This window comes from Rhodovulum sp. PH10, from assembly GCF_000293785.1.
Classification (GTDB): Bacteria; Pseudomonadota; Alphaproteobacteria; order Rhizobiales; family Xanthobacteraceae; genus Rhodoplanes.
This window is the reverse complement of the sequence record NZ_AKZI01000189.1, coordinates 1-18,423: the sequence shown is the minus strand read 5'-3', so window position 1 is coordinate 18,423 and position 18,423 is coordinate 1. Positions and strand designations below refer to the sequence as shown.

Below are 18,423 nucleotides of genomic sequence, written 5' to 3'. Positions count from 1 at the left end.
CCTGCGGAGTGCTCCTCAGGACGAGGTCGGACTCTGTCGCCGTTGGTATAGGAGCGGCGCGCGATTGCAACGCCTCTCCCGTGATACCGAGGAGCACCCACCGGCCGCGTCTCGAACCATGAGGCCGCCCTCGGCCTTCGAGACGGGCCCTTCGGGCGCTCCTCTGGATGAGGGCGGAGAGAGGTGATCACCCACAGTTTCATGCAGAAGGGCCGCCCCGAGGGGCGGCCTTTCGTCTTTGAGAAAGTAGCGGACGGACGCGCGCGTCCTCAGTCGTTCGCCAGCATCTCGGCGACCTCGACCCGGCGGCCTTCGCGCGCCGAGACCGTGCCGGCCCGCACCACCGCGAGCGAGTTGAAGCCGTGCACGCCGTCGGTCTCCGGCTGCCCGTTGCCGCGCACCACGGCGGCGAACTCCTCGAGCTCGTCGCGAATGGCGTCGTTCTTCTCGAACGGGATCGGCGTGACGACGTCGGAGTGCCGCTTCTGCAGGCGCAGGCCGCCGTGCAGGTCGTAATAGGCGGTCGCCTCCTTGCCGTAGATGTTCATCAGATAGTACTCGCCGGCCGACGCGTAAGAAGCGTTGACGGTCGACAGGGCGCCGTTCTCGTGCTCGAGGATCATCGAGGCGACGTCCGGGTTGTCGCCCGGCAGGACCAGCTGGGTGGCGCGGCCGGAGACCGCCTTGATCGGGCCCATCAGGAAGGTGAGCACGTCGATGTAGTGGATGCCGATCTGCAGCATCACGCCGCCCGGCATGCCGGCCGCGGTGTGGCGCCAGTGGTCGGCGTTGAACTTGCCGAGCCGGTCGCGCGAGATGTTGGCCTCGGCATTGACCAGCTTGCCGAACACGCCGGCGTCGATCTGCTGCTTGATCCAGCGGAACTGATTCTCGCGGCGGCGCTGATAGCCGAGCTGGAGGATCACGCCGTTCTTCTTGCAGACCTCGGCGATGGCGCGGCCGGTCTTGACGTTGTTGGCGATCGGCTTGTCGAGGAAGACGTGCTTGCCGGCGGCCGAGATCTTCTCGGTGGTCTCGAGATGCACGTTGTTCGGCGTCGTGTTGATCACGCCCTCGATCGACGGATCGGCGAGGATCTCCTCGAGGGTGGCGACCGGCTTGCAGCCGTATTTCGCCGCGAACGCGTTGCGCTTCTCCTCGGTGCGGGTGAAGCAGGAGACGATCTTGATCTTGTCGGAGCGCATGATGGCGTCGGCGAGGACGTCGGACCACCAGCCCATGCCGATGCAGGCGACGCGTACGGGATCAGTGCTCATTGATTTTTGACCTTGTTCTTGACGAAGGAGCCCCGCCGGCTGCGCCGCGAGGCCGGCGGCTCACTTGCCGTCGATGCTGATGCTGGCGCCGATCGACTTGACCGCCTCCTCGGCGATCCGGCCGTCCATGTCCCAGCTGCCGCCGGAGACGCCGACGCCACCGACGCATTCGCCGTCGAAAATGATCGGGCAGCCGCCTTCCATCGCGGTCCAGTTCTCCGGGCCGGCGGCGAGCGCGAGGCCGAGCGCGTGGGCGGTGTCGAGCGGCTGGGCGACGGCGCCCTTGGAGGTGGTCGGCCGCTTGTTGGAGGCGCAGCACTTCGCCTTGGTGGTGGAGGAGTGAACGAGATGGAAGCGCGCGGTATCCATGCGCTCCAGCAGCAGCAGGTTGCCGCCGCCGTCGACGATCGCCACGGCGACCTGGATGCCTTCCTCGCGGGCCTTGGCGAAGGCGTATTCGAGGATCTTGCGGGCGCCCTCGTTGGTCAGGCGCTTCGTCGTTGCTGTGTACATGATCCGTCGTTCTGAGCTGAAGCTTCGATCGTTGCGGGATGACAGAGTGGTTCTGCCCTGCGGAGGACGCAATAGCACCACTGCTCGTGACGACTGTCGACGCCTATCTTGCGATCCCGCAAATGCAAAAGGAGCGGGGCTTTCACCCCGCTCCTTGCATATGTATCGACGTTACAGTGGGAAGCCGACGACTATACCGCCGGCTTTTCCCGTTCAGCCGAGCCCGTGCGCCACTTTGCTGCGCTGCTCCTGCACCCGGAAGTGGCCGAACCGCGGAAGGAACTTGTCCCAGTCGATCAGATGGGAGTCGAGCTCCGGCCCGTCGATGCAGGCGTGCTTTCGCACCATCTTACCGTCCACGGTGATCGGCACCATGCAGGCACCGCACATGCCGGTGGCGTCGACCATGATCGAGTTGAGGCTCGCCACCGTCTTCACGCCGTAAGGCTTGGTGAGGTCGGAGACCGCCCGCATCATCATCGGCGGGCCGATGGTGACCACCTCGGCGATCTTGCGGCCCTTCGACTGCTTGCCGTCCTTCAGCATCTCCTCGAGCGGCCCGGTGACGAAGCCCTTCAGGCCGAAGGTGCCGTCGTTCGACGTGTAGATCACGTCGAGCTGGTCGCCGTACTTGGCCTGCAGCTTGCCGACCCGCTCGTCCTCGCCGGTCCAGAACAGGAAGTCCTTGGAGCGGAAGCCCGAGATCAGCGTGACGTGATTGCCGAGCTCGAGATGCGCCCGGGCGATCGGATAGACCGGCGGCAGGCCGACACCACCGGCGGTGAACACCACGGTCTCGTCCTTGCCGTACTTGTGCAACTCGCTCGCCTGACCGAGCGGCCCGGCGATGCCGGCGAACGCGTCGCCGACCGCCATCTTGTTGATCAGCAGCGTCGAGGTGCCCATGCCCTGCACGACCAGATCGATCGTGCCGGCCTCGGCGTCCCAGTCGGCCAGCGTCAGCGGGATCAGCTCACCGTCGGCCCACGCGAGCACGCGGACGAACTGGCCGGCCCGGGCGGAGCGGGCCACCATCGGTGCCCGCACCTTGAACTCGACGATGCCGCCGGCGAGCGGGATCTTCTCCACGATCGTCTGCTCGACCTGGCCGAGCTCGGTGTACTTCGCCGCCTTCGCGACCTTCTCGACGATCTCGGCCGCCGAGAAGGGGATCTCGCCGACGATCTCGCGCGCCGCCGCCTGGCCGTCGCCGGCCGCACGGATGGCGGTGGACCCGCCACGCGCCGCGTCGCCGCCCGAATAGACGTCGGCGATCGAGGTCTTCTGCGAGCCGTCACCGACCTCGATGGTGCCCCATTTGGAGGTCTTCAGCTCGGGCTCGGCCTGCTTCATGATCGGGTTGGCGGTGTTGCCCAACGCCATGATCACGAGGTCGACCGGCACCCGCTCCACCTCGCCGGTCGGCTCGGGCCGACGGCGGCCGGACTTGTCCGGCTCGCCGAGCGCGTTCACCGCCAAGACCGCGTGGCTGATGAAGTGGGTCTTGTCGTCGCCGATGAACTCGATCGGCGCGCGCAGCGGCTTCAGGGCGATGCCCTCTTCCAGCGCGTGATGCAGCTCCTCGACGCGGGCCGGCATCTCCGACTGGGTGCGCCGATAGACGATCGTCACGTTGGCGCCGAGCCGGCGGGCGGTGCGGGCCGCGTCCATCGCGGTGTTGCCGCCGCCGATCACGAACACCTGCTTGCCCTTGGTGTCGGGCAGCGGGGTCTCGTACTTCGCGTCGAGGCCGCGCATCAGGTTGACGCGGGTGAGGAACTCGTTGGCCGACATGATGCCGAGCAGATGCTCGCCCGGCACGTTCATGAAGGTCGGCAGGCCCGCGCCGGTGCCGACGAAGATCTTCCAGAAGCCGGCCGCCTTGAGGTCCTCGAGCGTCGCGGTCTTGCCGACCACGAAGTTCTTCACGAACCGGCCGCCGAGCAGCTTGATCTTGCCGACCACGTCGTCGATCAGCTCGTTCGGCAGACGGAACTCGGGAATGCCGTAACGCAGCACGCCGCCGAGCTCGTGGAACGCCTCGAACACGGTGACCGGGAAGCCCTCGGCCGCCAAGAGATAGGCGTTGATCAGGCCGGACGGGCCGGAGCCGACCACCGCGATCGGCGGCTTCTCGGCCTTGGCCCACGGGCTGACGACGCCGGCGAAGCGCTCCTCGGCCGGCATGCCGACCAGCTTCTCGCGCTGCGGCAGGAACCATTCGAGCTGGCCGATCTCGATCGGCCGCTGGGTGTGCGTGCACACACCCTGGCACTGCAGCTCCTGCGGACACACGCGGCCGGTGACGTTCGGCAGCGGGTTGCAGCTCTCGATCAGCTCGAGCGCCTGGCGGAACTTGCCCTGGCCGAGCAGATCCAGCATCTCGGGGATGTGGATCTTGACCGGGCAGCCGCCCTTGTTGTCGCGCTTGCCCTCGATGTGCACGCCGAGCTCGCACGGCTTGTCGGCGCACTGCTTGTCGCGCAAGACCTCGAGCCAGACGAACATCTCGACCTCGCGCTCGGAGTAGCCGAGCGCCATGTAGCCGAGATAGCCGGTGTTCACGAGCGCGAAGTCGCTGGAGCGCTCCTCCGGCGGCCGGATGTAGGGCGGGATGTAGCTGTCGCCCGGCCAGCCGTCGGACAGGCCCTTGAACATCGGGTAGCGCTCGGCGAGGTGATCGTCGATCGCCTTGATGAACTTCCGCTTGAACTTCAGCGGAACGTTCCAGATGAAGCGCTGCAGCAGAACGCTCGCCTCGTCGTTGCGCAACAGCAGCGACCACAGCACCTTGGTGAAGGCGGCGCCCAGCTCCTCCTGCTGGAACTCCCAGGCGATCGCCTGCACACCGTCCGCCACGAAGGTCGAGCGCAGCGACTTCGGATCACCGAGCAGCCGCTTCTTGAGGAGCGCGAGCTGCTTCTGGAAGACCTCGACGGCCTCCGTCTGCTCCAGCTCCTCGAGCTGGCTGCGCGTCGCCGCGAGCACCGAGGTGCTCTGGGCGTAGCGCAGCAGGTCCTGGTTGGAGGCCGTGCTCATCGAATGATCTCCGCATCACAGTTGGCCGCGACCCGGGCCAGACGCGACTTCAGGTCGGGGGTCATCTGCACCGTCTCGAGCGCACCCGGGATGGCGTGGGCGACCTCCTTCGGAACGCCGTTGACGACGATCTTGGTCTTCTCGAAGAGCTCCGCCGCCGACTGGTAGCAGGTCTTGCAGTTGGTGCACTTCTCGATGTCTTCCTCGTGCAGCGTCGGCACGCCGGCGGCGTTGCCGTTGGCCGATGCCGCCGCAGGCGCCGCCGCGGCCGGAGCCGCCGCCGCACCGCTGCCGAGGCCGCCGCCGAACGGCGACAGCGCCGCGGCGAGCGCCCCGTTGGCCGGGGCGTTCGAGGAGGCGGCGAGCTCGCTCATCGCGCGGGCGATGGTGTCGAGCGTCGACTCCTGGGTGTCCACGGCCTGCTGATAACGCTGCTGCAGGGCGGCCAGCTCGACCTTGTGCGAGGCGTCGAGCTTCTCGACCGAGCGGCCGGCGAGGTACTGGAGCGTACGCCAGTATTTCCGCCGCTCCTCGACCAGATGGACGATCGCGTTCGACACCTCGAGCTTGACCAGGCGCTTCTGATCGTCGGTCGACCACACGAACGGCACCTTGGCGGCGCGCTGGTCGGCCGGCAGGTCGATGTACTCGTGGATCGGCAGGGCGTTCGCCTCGTCCTTCAGCTTGCGGTACTGCTTCTTGAAGCGGGTCTCCTCCTGGGCGAAGTAGGCCGGCGTCAGCGGCACGTCCATCAGCTTGACCGCACCGTCCTCGACATACTCGATCGTGGTGGTGGTCCAGTCCTTGTCGAGGTCCGGGTTGCCGTCGAGGTCGAACCAGCCGCGCAGCGACGCGCTCGACTTCGGATCGTGCACGAACACCGGGTTCATGCGGCTCTCGACCGCGAGGCGGGCGCGGCGGCTGGCCGCCGCGTCGGCGATGCCGTGCTCGGCCTGGCAGGGCGTGTAGACGTCGAGCACCGCCGGCGACGAGGTGTGGGCGAGATACGCCATCACGTTCTTCAGGAAGTGGCCCTGGAGCGCCGTCGAGGTCTGCACCACGAACACGTTCGGGTGGAACGCGGCGATCAGGCCGAGCTCCTTGCGGTCCTCCTGCTTGCCGTGATGGGCGGTGCCGAAGCGCGACAGGTCCGAGTCCTGGCCGGTCAGCGAGGCGGTGGAGGCCTGGCCGCCGGTGTTGGAGTAGACGCCGGTGTTGAGCACCACGACCTTGATCGGGGTGCGGGTGGCGAGGAGCCGCGACAGCGCGCCGAAGCCGATGTCGTAGGTCGCGCCGTCACCGCCCATGCTGATCACGGTCGGCAGCAGAGCGAGCTCGTCCGGCGTGAAGTTCGGCCACCCGAAGGTCTTGAAGTACTTGTCGTGGACCGCCGGGTCGTAGGCGTCGTCGAGCTCGAGCTTGGCGATGCGCAGCGCCTTCACGTCGTCGGTCGCCGCCGCCGTCAAGCCCTCGAACAAGCCCTTGGCGACCGCCGGGGTGTCCTGGAACAGGCTGTTCACCCACGGGTCGTTGTAGGGATTGAACGGGAAGGTCGAGGCATAGACGCTCGAGCAGCCGGTGGCGTTGGCGATCACCGCCGAGGCCGGGCCGTTGCCGGTCGGGCCGCTCTCCAGCATGTAGAGGCGCTTGTCGAGGATTTGGCGGGCCTTCTGGATGCGCTCGCGCCGCGCCGCGTCGTCCTGGATGCCGGCGAGCTTGGCATCGAGCTTCAGGATCAGCCCCTCGACCTCGCGGATGTGCTCCTTGCGCCGCTTGGCCTGGATCGCGTGGTTGGTCGAGGTGACCAGCCGGATCGCGGTGACCTCGCCGCAGCCGCGGCAGGCGCCGTGACCGCCGGTGGTGGCGTAGTAGTTGGCGCGATCGAGCATCAGCCGCTTGGTGTCACCGTCCGCCGCCAGCGCACCGTCGGTGAAGCGGGCCGGGGTGTTCGGCGTCGAGCCGAGGAACTCGAAGCGCTCCTGCAGCGTGTCGAGCAGCGCGACGTCCTGATGCTGGGACTTCAGCGCGCCCGGGCCGCACACGTCGATGCACTCGAGGCAGCCCGAGCACTTCCACGGATCGACCGCGACCGAATAGAGGCCGCCGGTGCCGGGCTTCTCCTTCTCCATCGCGTCGAAGAACGGCCGGGTCTTGGCGACCGGCAGCACCGCCAGCACCTCGGCGAGCTTGCCGAGATTGCGCTTCAGCGTCGCGTTGTCGGTGTCGAGCGTCGCCGCCGCGGCCGCGACCACCTCGGAGAACGGCTTGAACTCCTTGGTCGAGCGATAGGCCTCGCGGACGGCTTCCGAGAGCGGCCACACCTTGGCCCGCAGCGCTTCGCGCTGGGCCTCGGCGACCTCGAGATGCTTGATGCCGGTCTGCAAGAGCTCGTGGATGTCGATCACCGTGTTCGGGATCGCCGCGTCCGGGCAGACCAGGGTGCATTCCATGCAGCCGGTGCACAGGCTCGGATCGAACTCCGGCACCTCGCGGCGGAACAAACCCTTGTCCTTCCAGGCGGCGGAGCCGGCCGGCATGAACATGCCGGTGCCGGGCAGCACCGGGGCCTCGCCGACCGTGCCCTCGCGGAACGGCGCGGCGATCATCTCCTCGTAATAGTCCTTGTCGAAGAAGCCCGCGCTCGGGGCGACGCCGGCGGCGCGGCACATCTCGGCGGAGATGGCGACGCTGCGCTCGATCTTCTTGACGACGTCGCTGTCGGCCTCGGCGAACTCCGGCTTGGTGTAGTCGAGCACCTGGGTGGCCTCGGCGCCCTCCTTGATCACCGCCATGTTGCCTTCGACGACGGCGGCGCCCTTGGACCCGAACTTCTTCGCGATCTGCGAGCGGATCTTGTTCAGCATCACGTCGCGCGAGGCGTCGGCGACAATCCGGTCGACATGGCCGCAGATGGCGCCGATGAAGGCGATGCCCATCATGCGGGTCTCGAGCTCGGGGGTCGGCGCGTGCGCCTTGGCGACCTTGAAGCCGTCGACCACCAAAACCTTGATCTTCTTGTCACGGATGGTCTGGCGGGCGCGCTTCGGCAGCTGACGCCACACCTCGAGCGGCGGCAGGTCGGACTGCAGCACGAAGGTGCCGCCGGCGACCAGCCCGCGCAGGGGGTTGGTGTGGCTGAACACCTTGTGGTCCGGCGAGGCGACGATCTCGACGTCCTCGAGCTCGGCATTGGTGATCTTCACCGTCTCCGGGCTCAGCGTGATGTAGTAGTTGGTCGGCGCGCCGCTCTTCTCCGAGCCGTATTTCGGCGAGGCCTTCGAGTGCATGTCGAGGGCGCCGGCGAGGATGTCGGTCAAGAGCTTGCCGGTGGCGATGGTGCCGTAGCCGCCGACCGAGTGGAAGCGGATGCGGAACGCCTCGGGCGGCAGCAGGTTCGGGTTCTCGGCCGTCTCGAGCGCCATCAGCTCGGTCTCGGGATAGGCCGCCTTCAGCTTGTCCTGCAGCGCGGCGAGGCGCGGCGACGGGTTCTTGGCGAAGAACTGCGAGCCGAGATAGACGAACGGCGCGTTCTTGGTCTCCATGTTCTCGAACGCGGCGACCAAATGGCGCGGCTGCAGGTCGTGCGCGCCGAGGCCGAAGATCGCGGTGGTGATCTTGGGCAGCGTCTTGATGGCCGGGATGCCGGGGTGGCGCTCGCCGGCGGCGTTCTCGACGCCCTTGAACAGCGCCTGGGTGACGAAGCTCGTCAGCGCGGTGACGTCCGACCGCTCGAGCACGGTGACCGCCTTCTTGCCGGCCAGCGCCGCGACCAGCTCGGCCTCCGGGAACGGCTGCAGGAGCTTGATCGAGACCACGCCGACCTTCTTGCCCTGGCGGCGCAGATGGGCGGCGACCGCCTCGGCGTCGTCGGTGACCGAGCCGAGGCCGACCATCACGTACTCGGCGTCGTCGCACATGTAGGTCATCACCGGCTTGTACTCGCGGCCGGTGAGGGCGGAGTACTCGGCCATCGCCTCACGGACGAAGCCCGGCACGGCGGCGACGAAGTGGGTGCGGTGATCGACCGAGCCGGCCTGGAAGTCGGGCTGGTTCTGCACGCCGCCGGTGAGGCCCGGATTGTTGACGTCGACCAGCGCCGGCACCAGCTGGCGGGTGCCCTTCTCGAAGGCGTTGACCCACTGGCGGCGCCACTGGCCCTGCAGCTCCTCCGGCACGAAGCCGAGCGTCGCCGCGATCAGCGCGCCCTCGCCGTCCTTCTCGATGGCGTCGGCATTGGCCTGGAGATGCGCCTTCAGCGCGGCGAGGTCGGCCTCGGCGAAGTCGGCGGCGTGCTTGGCGAGATAGGTCTCGAGCTGGAACACGCGGCCCTTGGCGCCGAACAGCAGCTCCTGGGCGACGGTCGGCGCCTTGATGCGGCCGGCGGGGTCGCCGAGGAACTCGCGCAGCAGCTCGGGCTCCGGCATCAGCGCCTCGCTCATCATGTGCGAGGTGGCGAAGCCGTCCATGGCGTTGGCGACCGGGATCAGCGAGGTCGCCGACACCTTGTATGAAATGGCGGCGAGGTCGGCCGCCTCCTGCGGGTTGGAGCCGAACAGGATCGTGTAGCCGGACTGCAGCAGGGCGTACACGTCGTCGTGACCGGCCATCACGTTGAGCGAGTGCTTCGACACCACGCGGGCGGCGACCTGCAGCACGAAGCCGCCGACCTTCTTGCCGACCGTCACGTAGTGCGACTCGAGGCCGTACAGGATGCCCTGGCTCGACGACGCGTTGGAGACGAACTTGGCTCCGGTCAGCGCCGCACCGAGCGCGCCCGACTGTGCCGAATGCTCGCCTTCCGGCTCGAAGAAGAAGGGATGCTTGCCCCAGACGTTGCAGCCGCCGGCCGAGCGGAACGCCTCGTAGAGCTCCGAGATCTCGGTGGAGGGCGTGATCGGGTAGCCGATCACGCCGCCGCATACGTGGCCCATCACCTGAGCGACGGCGCCGTTACCGTTGATGACAGTCGGATTGCCGGGATATTTCGCGTTCATTTTGCTGCGTCCGTCTGGTCCGTGATCCAATGCCGTCGAGCTGGCGTTCCGTCGCTCGCGTGAGCCGGGGGGAGAGGGGGCGAACTGTCGCTTTCGCTCGCACGATCGGAAACGCGACGCTCCGCCCAGGCCGTCTTTTTTCGGCGTTCGGCCGCCGCGTGGACCTGTGATCCCGGGGGCGCCGTTCGGCCGTGTTCGACTTGCCGCGTGTTGTACTGCCGGCACCCTGGAACGGCTCTGACTATTGTCAAAGGGCCGGGCGCCGCGGCCGCTCGCACCGACGCGCAGTGCAGGCATGCGAGGGTGGGACGACGGCTCGCCGGCGGCACCGCGCGGTGCTGCGACGTGCCTTTCGCGGCAGCGCGAAAGCGCCTTCGCAGGTGCGGGAGAGCACCGAGACCGGTCGCCCAACGAACTGATCAGCTTGATGTTCTCGGATCGCCTCGACCATGGCCGGCGACTGTTCGGAACGGTTCGCAGACGCAGGAGCGCGCGGCCTCGCGCTGGTCCGCCGGGCGACGGCACGGCGGACGTGTGCCACCATCACGTGAAATATCAAGTGACACGCACGGTGTGCTGCAAAATGATATGCCCGAAGCTCGACGCTGACATGCGGGCGAGCGGTTTCTTTTGTCGGGCGAAGGGGGTGGAGGCGAGCCGGGAGGCGGTGCAGAGGTGCGGCGGGGCACACCTCCAGCCGGCTCGCGGCCGATGATTCGCGGCGCCCATGGCCGCCGCCGCGGCGCGCCGGCCGCGCCTCGCGGGCGAGCGGGCGGTCGTACGACGTGACCTCGCGCGGCCGCAGCCGGCGGAACGCGGTGGGGCCGCCAATGTCGGGCGCCGGCGTCGCGCGCCGGTGTCGCGCGCCGCTGTCGGGCAACGATGTCGGCAGCAGCGGCCGCGGCGGCCGACCGCGCGCCGCCGCACCTGCGAAAGAGAGGCGAGGCGATCGCCCGCACGTTTTCGTGATCCGAAACCTCGGTCGAAGAAGGCCGCGCCCGCGGACCTCCTCGGCCGTCGCGTCAGCACGGCCTGATCAGTCCGGTCGCCGACAGGACGCGCCTGACCAAACCCTCGACGCCGCCCTTGCGGCCGGGCTGCGGACGCGCCGCATCGGACGGCCGGCGTTCGCCGCCCGAACGCCCGCCCTCGCCCGTGCCGGCGCGCGGCGCCGTGCTCGTCTCACCGGCGGCGTGCGGCGGGTGGCCGAGCCCGTTCAGGGTCGCGGTCGGATTGGTCGGGTTCATCACGAAGCCGGCGCCCTCCACCGCCCCGGCCGCGCGGGCCCGCCGGGCTCGCCGCGGGTCGGCGAGCCCGAAGAATTTCACGATGTGATACGACGACGAGATGCCGACATCGATCAAGAACTCGCCGGGCACGCCGTAGCTGTCGTCGGTGCCGGTCGCGAGCGGCGTGCCGTGCGGCATCAGCGGGATCATCCAGCACTCGATCACCGGCGCGCCCTTGCGATCGGCCCACACCCGGCGCGGATAGCCGCTCACCGTCTCGGTGCGGGTCGGCGTGGTGCCGAGCCCGTGCACGTCGGTCCACTGCTTGAGGATTTCCTCGGCGTTCTTCGGCTTGACCACCGAGTCGGCGCCGCCGTGCCAGACCGCCACGCGCGGCCACGGCCCGCGATGCGGCGAGGCCGCCCGCACCAGATCGCCCCACTCCCGCGCGCTCTTCACCCGCACGCGAAACATGCTCTCGAACGCCTGCTTCATGTTGGTCGCGGCGCCGTACGGAAGCCCCGCGACGATCGCGCCGGCGGCGAATTTTTCAGGATAGGTCGCGAGCAGTGCCGCGGTCATCGCGCCGCCCGCCGACAGGCCGGTGACGAAGACGTTCTTGCGATCGATCCGATGCCGCACCGCCATCGCCTCGATCATCTGCACGATCGAATGCACCTCGCCGTGGCCGCGCGTGGCGTCCTCGGCGCGGAACCAATTGAAGCACGTTTTCGGGTTGTTCTGCGGGCGCTGCTCCGGCATCAGCAGATGGAAGCCGTAGCGGTCGGCGAGCCGCGACCAGCCGGCGCCGATGTCGTAAACCGCGGCATTCTGGGTGCAGCCGTGCAGCACCACCACGAGCGACGGCTGTGGATCGGCCGGCACGTACTCGAACATCCGCAGCTCGCCCGGATTGGAGCCGAAGTCCTTCACCTCCACCAGCCGCGACCGCTCCGGCGCCTCGCGGCGCGGCAGCGCGACACCCGGCATGCTGCGCAGAAACGCATCCCACTGGCGACGCTGACGAGCGAGCTCCGCGATCGTCGAATCCAGGCCGGGCACGCGAGATCTCCTTCTTGTCCGTGGCAGGCCGAACCAACGCGCGACGCGACGAAAGGTTGCCACGGCAGGCGTCGCCTCACGGCGGCCGGCGTCGTCGCCCACCGGGTATCGGAGCGGAGCAAGGCGAGAGAAGGGCGTTCGGGCGACGATGTCACGACACTGGTGATGTCACGACACCGACGACGTCACGACGCCGATGGCGCCGCGCCGACGGCGCCACGCCGGTGCGGGCGCAGGAGAGTGTCTTTTCGCGAGGACGCCGACGAGCGCAGGCGGAGGGCGAGACGCGCTCCCGCCCCGTGGCGACGGGGCGGGGAGGATCGAGGCGAACGGACGGCGCCTCAGCTCCTGTCGTCGTCGCGCCCGCGGAGCCCGCGGCGAACCTTCAGGCCGACCTCTTGGACGGCGCCGCCGACGATGATGAAAAGGAAGTTCGCGAGGTGCGACATCTTCATGGTGGTGGTCTCCGAAAGTCGTCGTTCACCGCGGCGTCCACCGAGGTGGCGTTCACCGCGGTCGCGTCAGCGGGCGACGCCGGTGACGAGCTTGGCGAACTCGAGGATCACGAGCACCCCGAGCACCGCGCCGATCGCCGCCAGCGGCATCACGAACGCCCGCGTCGTCTCGGTGCCGGCACCGAACACGGTCGAGACCAACAGCGTGACGAACGTGTCGGCGAGCATCGCCCAGATCAGGACGGTCATGCGCTCGCTGTAGGTGCTGCGATCGGTACGGCGCACCGCGATGTCGAGAGCGGCAGTGCGATAGCGGATCAAACCCTGGTTCATGCGTCGTCACCGGGATGGAGAATGGCTGCGCTCTCGGTTCGGCGAAGCGTGTCACGACGGGGCAGCCGTTCGCCCGTCGACGCATGCAGGCGACTTCTCACGTGTCGCCGCGACCTGCATGCATTCCACGAAGAGCGAATACGAGGATGCTCGCTTCGTTCCCGCTCGGGAGGTGCCATTCGGACGTCGACGGCAGAATTCGTGCGAATTGCCGCTCATCGTCGCGACGACGTGACAGTGCCGCGCGTCAATCTCGTGGCGGGTGTCGACTTGCGAGCGACGTGATCACGTCGCGGAGCGTCGCGCAATGTCGAGATCACGACCGTTGCCCCGGATCTACTCACGGCAACTCCGCTTCGCCAGTCTTCGCGTCGCTCCGGGTCGCCTTCTACTCGGCCTCACGGAACAACGCACCTTCTCCGTGCTTGAGAGATCGGAGCGGTCCGGTCACGCGCGACACGCGAGACGATCGCATCGGCGCCGTCACCGCCTTCGCCAAACCAGACAACCGATATCGCGGCCGCAGCCGTCGTTCCGGCGTTTGCGGCCCGCACAGCCGCCGATCCGGGAGCGACGTCATCGAAACGCCCCACGCCGAAACGATGCCGCCTGCGCGCCGCGAGCCGGCGCGAACGTCGCGCTCGGCGCCGCCCACGTCATCGGCCGCCTCGTCCGCCACCTGGCCGTCACGCACGGCCGTGCGGTGGAGCGTGGCGGCGGCGGCGGCGGCGTTTCTCGCGCTCGATCTCGGCCGCTCGCTGATCGCGCATTTCGGCTATCGCGCGCCCGCGGAGATGTGGCAGCCGGACGCCGCTCGTTATGCCGACATCACGTGGCCGCCGTCGTCCGCCGTGCCGGCCGGCGCGCCGCGCGGGCAACGCGTCTATCTCGAGAACTGCGCGATCTGTCACGGCCCGGACGGGCGCGGCAACGGCGCCGCCGCGCCCTCGCTGTCGCCGCGCCCGCGCGATCTCGTGCACGGCGCCTTCAAGTACAAGAGCACGCCGGAAGGCGAGCCGCCGACCATCGCCGACGTTCGCGAGGTCGTCGCCCACGGGCTCGCGGCGAGCGCGATGCCGGGCTTTTCCGACGTTCTCGGCTCCGCCGAGATCGACGCGGTGGTCGCCTATGTCGACGGCCTGCGCGACGATCGCAGCGAGATCGAGCCGACGCCGATCGTGGTGCCGCCGCGCCCGACCCCGACGCCCGCGAGCGTCGCCGCGGGCGCGCGGCTCTATCGCGAGCAGGGCTGCGCGAGCTGCCACGGCGACGATCTGCGCGGCGGCGACGTGACGACCGACGCGACCGGTCACCCGGTGACGAGCCGTGACCTCACGGCGCCGTGGACGTTTCGTGGCGGCGCCCGGCCAGCCGACGTCTATCTGCGTCTCACCACCGGGCTCGCCCCGTCTGCGATGCCGGCCTATGCCTCGCTCCCGCCACAGGCGCGCTGGGATCTGGTGGCCTTCCTCGAGTCGCGCGCCCGCGCCGCCCCGGGCATGCCGGGCGCCGTACTCGCCGGCCCCGGGCAAGCCGCCGATCCGGTCGCGCGCGGACGTTATCTGACACGCGCCGGCATGTGCGGGCTGTGCCACACCGAGGTGAGCCGCGGCGGCATCTATCGCGACGAGCGCTATCTCGCCGGCGGCATCCGCATCGGCGCGCATCCGCAGGGCGTGTTCGTCAGCCGCAATCTCACGCCCGATCCGGCGACCGGACTAGGACACTGGAGCGAGGACGAGATCGCCCGGGCGATACGCAGCGGCCGTACTGCCGACGGTCGCCTGCTGAACGTGTGGAGCATGCCGTGGATCTTTCTCCACAACATCTCGCAGCCCGATGCGCTGGCGATCGCACGTTATCTGAAGACGCTGCCGCCGGTGAAAAATCCGGTGCCGCGGCCGCTGCATTACGGCGCGGTCGAGACCTTGCTCGGACGCTTCGTGGACGGCGACGTGCTGCTCGGGCGCCCGCGCGTGATCACTTACGCCGCCGGCAATTACGCCTCGTCGGGCGGGATCGATCTCGCCCGCGTGCAGGACAGCCTGGTGGCCGCGCAGGCGGCGGTGATCGGCCTGTGGACCATGCTTCTGGTGATGACGCTGCCGATGCGGCCGTGGGGACCGCTCGGCCGGCGCAGCCTCAGCGGGCTGTTCGGCTGCTCGGCGGTGCTGGTCGCCTATTCGACGCCGCTGCTCGGGCTCTTCCCCGCCGACATGATGGCGGCCGAGGCGATGCGGAAGCTGCCGCCGGTCGTTTCCGGCGGCCTCACGCCCGAGCGGGTCGCCCTCGCCGAGCGCGGTAGATATCTGTTCGCGAGCGCGAGCTGCGCGTTCTGTCACGGCGTCGACGGCAGCGGCGGGCTGAAGCTCTCCGGCCCGCCCGGCACGATCTACACCGCCAACATCACCTCCGATCGCATGGCCGGAATCGGCGGCTGGTCGGATGCGGCGATCGCCCGCGCGATCCGCAGCGGCGTCGCGAAGAACGGCCAGCCGCTCTATTGGCAGGCGATGCCGTGGGATCACTTCTCGAACTTTTCCGAGGAGGACGTGCGCGCGCTGGTCGCTTATCTGCGCATGCTGCCGCCGGTCGCAGCACGTGTTCCCGACTATCGCCCGCCCTCGCCCGACGACTGCGTGGTCTACACCGCATGGACCCGACCGAACACCGCACCGGGCTGCCGCTGAGCAGGACGAGGAGGAGCAGCACGCACGACGAGACGCGACCGTTACGACACGGCACGACCAAACAGATCGCCGAACGGCACCGACCAGAGCACCGGCGACACGACGAACTCATCACAATCGAGAAGAGCGCGGGAACGAGCCGAGAAGAAGAGCGTCGAACAGCCAGGAGAAAACACATCATGACCCCCGATCAGAACGCCGCTTCCACGATCACTGCCCCTGCCCCGCACGGTCCGCCCTGCTGGGATCGCGACGGCCACGACTGGCCGAACCGCTTCGCCAGCCGCTTCGTCACCGCCGCCGGCATCCGCTGGCACGTCCAGCAGATGGGCGAAGGCCCGGTGGTGCTGTTGGTGCACGGCACCGGCGCCGCCACCCATTCGTGGCGCGACGTCGCGCCGGTGCTGGCGACGCATTTCACCGTGGTCGCGCCCGACCTGCCGGGCCACGGCTTCACCGAGGCGCCGCCGCCCGAGCGGCTGTCGCTCGACGCGATGGCCGAGGATCTCGGCACGCTCCTGAAGACGCTCGATCTCGATCCGGTGCTGGTCGCCGGCCATTCGGCGGGCGCCGCGGTGCTCGCGCGCATGTGCCTCGACGGGCGCATCGCGCCGAGCGATCTGGTCGGCCTCAACGGCGCGATGCTGCCGATCGACGGCTTCGCCGGCCGCCTGATGATGCCGCTCGCCCGTGCGATGGCGGCGAGCGCGATGGTGCCGCGGCTGTTCTGCCGCTTCGCCGGCGGCGACGGCTTCGTCGAGCGGATGATCGACGGCACCGGCTCGCGGCTCGATCCGGCGGGCGTCGAGTTCTATCGCCGGCTCACCTGCCGCCCCGGTCACGTCGCCTCGGCGATCCGGATGATGGCGAACTGGAAGCTGCGGCCGCTCGCGGCGGACCTGCCGAAGCTCTCGCCGCGGCTCGTGCTGGTCACCGGCGGCAACGACAAGACGATCGCCCCGCGCGACGCCGAGCGGGTGCATGCGATGGTGCCGCGCTCGATGCTGGTGCCGATGCCGGGGCTCGGCCACCTCGCCCACGAGGAGCGGCCGCAGGAGATCGGCGCGCTGATGGTCGATCTCGCCCGCGCCGCCGGGCTGTTGCCGCTGCTGCGCGCGGTGACGCCGCAGCCCGTCGCCGCGGCCGGCTGACCGACTCGTCGGCTGACCGACTCGTCGGCTGCAACACGTCGAATGCGACGCGTCGAATGCGACGCAGGGGCCGCCCCCGGAGACCGGGAACGGTAACGGCGTCTTCCGCATTGTCGAGCATCGGCCGGCGTCCCGTGGGGCGCCGGCGTTTCGTCGTACCCGGTCGGGTCGTACCCACTCGGGTCGTGCCACACGGGGAGAACGGGGATGCGATTACGGCTGCTGCTGATCGCGTGTCTCTTTGCGGCGCTGCCGGCCGCCGCGAGCGCGCAGGGCAAGGTGCGGACGCTGAACACCGACACCGGCAGCATCCGCGTGACGATCGTCACCGACCGGCTCGAGCATCCGTGGGGCGTCGCCTTCCTGCCGGACGGCCGGATGCTGGTGACGGAGCGGCCCGGCCGGCTGCGGATCGTCACCGCGGAGGGAGAGGTCTCCGCCCCGGTGAAGGGCGTGCCAAAAGTGTTCGCCCAGGGCCAGGGCGGGTTCCTGGACGTCGCGCTCGACCCGAATTTTGCCGACAACCGGCTGGTCTATCTCTCCTTCGCCGAGCCGGGCCCTGGCGGCGCCTCCACCGCGGTCGCCCGCGCAAAATTCGAGAACGACGCACTGACCGGCGTAACGGTGATCTTCCGGCAGGAGCCGAAGGTGTCCGGCGGCAATCATTTCGGCTCGCGGCTCGCTTTCGCGCCCGACGGCAACCTGTTCGTCACCACCGGCGAGCGCTTCGAGTTCGAGCCGGCGCAGGATCTCTCCGTCGACCTCGGAAAGATCGTCCGCATCCGCCCGGACGGAAAAATCCCCGACGACAACCCGTTCGTCGGCCAGAAGAACGCGCGGCCGGAAATCTGGTCGTACGGGCACCGCAACGTCGAGGGCGCGGCGATCAATCCCGAGACCGGCGTCCTGTGGGCGCACGAGATGGGGCCGCGCGGCGGCGACGAGCTGAACATCCCGCAGGCCGGCAAGAATTACGGCTGGCCGCTGGTGAGCTGGGGCCGCCACTACGACGGCCGGCCGATCCCCGATCCGCCGACTCGGCCCGACCTCGCCGGCTCGATCCGCCACTGGACGCCGGTGATCTCGCCCTCAGGCATGGCCTTCTACACCGGGAGCCTCTTGCCCGCCTGGCGCGGCAACCTCTTGATCGGCGGGCTCACGGCTCGAGGCATCGTCCGTCTCACGCTCGACGGTGAAAAGGTCACCGGCGAGGAGCGCATCTCGCTCGGCGCCCGCACCCGCGACGTTCGCCAGGGCACCGACGGGGCGGTCTATGCGTTGACCGACGAGGAGAACGGCAAGCTTTTGCGTATCGAGCCGGCCCGCGCTCCCGAGTGAACGCCGGCCCGCCTTCTGTGGAAAGCGGCCGCCGAGGAGCATCCAGACCACGAGAGGACATCCCATGGCGACCCCGAAGACCGACGATTTCCGCCTCGAGCACCGCGGCGAGACCCTGATCGTGACGCACACCCCGACAGGGGCGAGCTACGCCTTCGAGACCGAGCCCGAGCAGGGCAAGGTGTCCGCGCCGTCGGTCGAGCCGGCCGACGCCAACACCGACTATGCCGAGGAGGAGATCCGCAAGACCGCGACCGAGCTCGCCCGGCTCGCGCTGGTCGGCTCCGGCAAGCCCTGAGAGCCCGTTTGGGAACTCCGACGGGGCTGCGCCGGAGCCGCTTT

General features: G+C 69.1%; 10 protein-coding genes. 4 read left to right on the top strand and 6 right to left on the bottom strand.

Going from position 1 to position 18,423, the window contains the following annotated elements:
- Positions 1-269: 269 nt before the first annotated feature.
- The 6 genes from A33M_RS21060 to A33M_RS21035 all read right to left on the bottom strand — a co-directional run bounded on the left by A33M_RS21060 (position 270) and on the right by A33M_RS21035 (position 12,902).
- Positions 270-1,277 (bottom strand): Gfo/Idh/MocA family protein, encoded by a 1,008-nt coding sequence (locus A33M_RS21060; protein WP_083850601.1) that lies wholly within the window; start codon positions 1,275-1,277, stop codon positions 270-272.
- Between the two features lie 60 nt (positions 1,278-1,337).
- Positions 1,338-1,790, bottom strand: coding sequence for a GlcG/HbpS family heme-binding protein (locus A33M_RS21055; protein ID WP_008391728.1), 453 nt, complete (start codon positions 1,788-1,790; stop codon positions 1,338-1,340).
- Positions 1,791-2,003: 213 nt separating this feature from the next.
- Positions 2,004-4,829, bottom strand: coding sequence for a sulfide/dihydroorotate dehydrogenase-like FAD/NAD-binding protein (locus A33M_RS21050; protein WP_008391714.1), 2,826 nt, complete (start codon positions 4,827-4,829; stop codon positions 2,004-2,006).
- Positions 4,826-9,823, bottom strand: coding sequence for a 2-oxoacid:acceptor oxidoreductase family protein (locus tag A33M_RS21045; RefSeq protein WP_008391711.1), 4,998 nt, complete (start codon positions 9,821-9,823; stop codon positions 4,826-4,828). Before A33M_RS21045 ends, A33M_RS21050 begins: the two co-directional genes overlap by 4 nt.
- A 1,022-nt stretch (positions 9,824-10,845) precedes the next feature.
- Positions 10,846-12,114 (bottom strand): extracellular catalytic domain type 1 short-chain-length polyhydroxyalkanoate depolymerase, encoded by a 1,269-nt coding sequence (locus A33M_RS21040; protein WP_008391709.1) that lies wholly within the window; start codon positions 12,112-12,114, stop codon positions 10,846-10,848.
- 521 nt (positions 12,115-12,635) lie between these two features.
- On the bottom strand, positions 12,636-12,902 hold the full coding sequence (locus A33M_RS21035) for a hypothetical protein (protein WP_008391705.1): 267 nt from the start codon (positions 12,900-12,902) through the stop codon (positions 12,636-12,638).
- Positions 12,903-13,600: 698 nt separating this feature from the next.
- Between A33M_RS21035 and A33M_RS21030 the strand changes: the two genes are divergently transcribed.
- The 4 genes from A33M_RS21030 (at position 13,601) to A33M_RS21015 (ending at position 18,379) form a co-directional block, all read left to right on the top strand.
- Positions 13,601-15,592, top strand: coding sequence for a c-type cytochrome (locus A33M_RS21030; protein WP_202801980.1), 1,992 nt, complete (start codon positions 13,601-13,603; stop codon positions 15,590-15,592).
- A gap of 179 nt (positions 15,593-15,771) precedes the next feature.
- Positions 15,772-16,743 carry an alpha/beta fold hydrolase BchO gene (gene bchO, locus A33M_RS21025; RefSeq protein ID WP_008391702.1) on the top strand — a complete coding sequence of 324 codons (972 nt, stop codon included), beginning with the start codon at positions 15,772-15,774 and terminating at the stop codon, positions 16,741-16,743.
- A gap of 207 nt (positions 16,744-16,950) precedes the next feature.
- Positions 16,951-18,081, top strand: a complete 1,131-nt coding sequence (locus A33M_RS21020; RefSeq protein ID WP_008391701.1) for a PQQ-dependent sugar dehydrogenase — start codon at positions 16,951-16,953, stop codon at positions 18,079-18,081.
- Positions 18,082-18,145: 64 nt separating this feature from the next.
- Complete coding sequence (locus A33M_RS21015) at positions 18,146-18,379, top strand: hypothetical protein (protein ID WP_008391700.1); 234 nt, start codon at positions 18,146-18,148, stop codon at positions 18,377-18,379.
- Positions 18,380-18,423 lie beyond the last annotated feature (44 nt).